This is a genomic window from Pseudomonas sp. K5002, assembly GCF_013386655.1.
Lineage (GTDB): Bacteria > Pseudomonadota > Gammaproteobacteria > Pseudomonadales > Pseudomonadaceae > Aquipseudomonas.
Map to the genome: position 1 here is coordinate 1 of NZ_JACARK010001245.1, position 1,006 is coordinate 1,006.

1 protein-coding gene is annotated in these 1,006 nt (G+C 63.8%); it reads right to left on the bottom strand.

The genetic code is table 11. From position 1 onward, the window contains the following. Window positions 1–169 precede the first annotated feature (169 nt). On the bottom strand, window positions 170–1,006 hold an 837-nt coding region (locus tag HX846_RS35330; protein ID WP_178967262.1), incomplete at its 5' end, for an ABC transporter permease.

Sequence of the window (1,006 nt, forward strand, 5' to 3'; positions counted from 1 at the left end):
GCCTCGCGCAGCCATGCCACCGCGTCATGGGCCAGCTCGCGTTGCTGCTCGCGGGCGACGGCGGTGTCGGCTATCCGGGCAAATACGTCAGCGAAACGCTGGTGCAAGTCGGCATAACTCACTTCAGCGGGGATCGAAGCACTCATGGTTTTTCCTTCTTCAAAGGCACTCACGCTTGGTTGGCCCGAGGGTCAATCCAGCGGTTGATCAAATCGACGGCCAGGTTCACCAGCACATAGACGGTGGCGGCCAGCAAGGTCACGCCCAGCACCACCGGCACGTCTTTGTTGCTGGTGGCATCGAGCATCAAGCGCCCGATGCCCTGGCGTGCAAACAGCAATTCCACCACCACCGCGCCGCCCAGCAGGCTGGCGAACACGAACCCGGCCAGGGTCACCAACGGCACCAGCGCATGGCGCAAGGCATGACGCAGGCGCACAGCGGTTTCGGACAAGCCACGGGCACGGGCCATGGCAATAAAGGGTTGTTCGAGGGTGTCTTCCAGGGACTGGCGCAGCAGCTGGGTCAGCACTGCCGCCACCGGCAACGCCAGCGCGATCGAGGGCAGGATCAATGAGCGCCAGCCAACGGAACCGGAGGGCGGCAACCAGTGCCAATGAAACGAAAACACCAGCAACAACAGCATCCCGATCACAAACGAAGGTGCTGAAGACAGCACCAGCTCGCTGCCTGAAACGGCTGAACGCACCCAACGCGAACGGTTGGCGGTGAGGATCGCGCACACCAGGGCCAATACCACCGCCAGCAACGCCGCGCTCAGGGACAGTTGAATGGTTGCACCGATCTGCTCGGCAATCGCCTGCTGCACCGGGATGCGCAAGCGATAGGACTCGCCCAGGTCGCCATGGGCCAGGCGCACCAGGTAATTGCCGTATTGCACTATCAGGGGTTGGTCCAGGCCGTACTCGGCACGCACCCGGGCCAGCAGCTCCGGGGTGGGCATCGAATCCGGCCCGCCGAGGATTGCCAGCGCCGTGTCACCGCC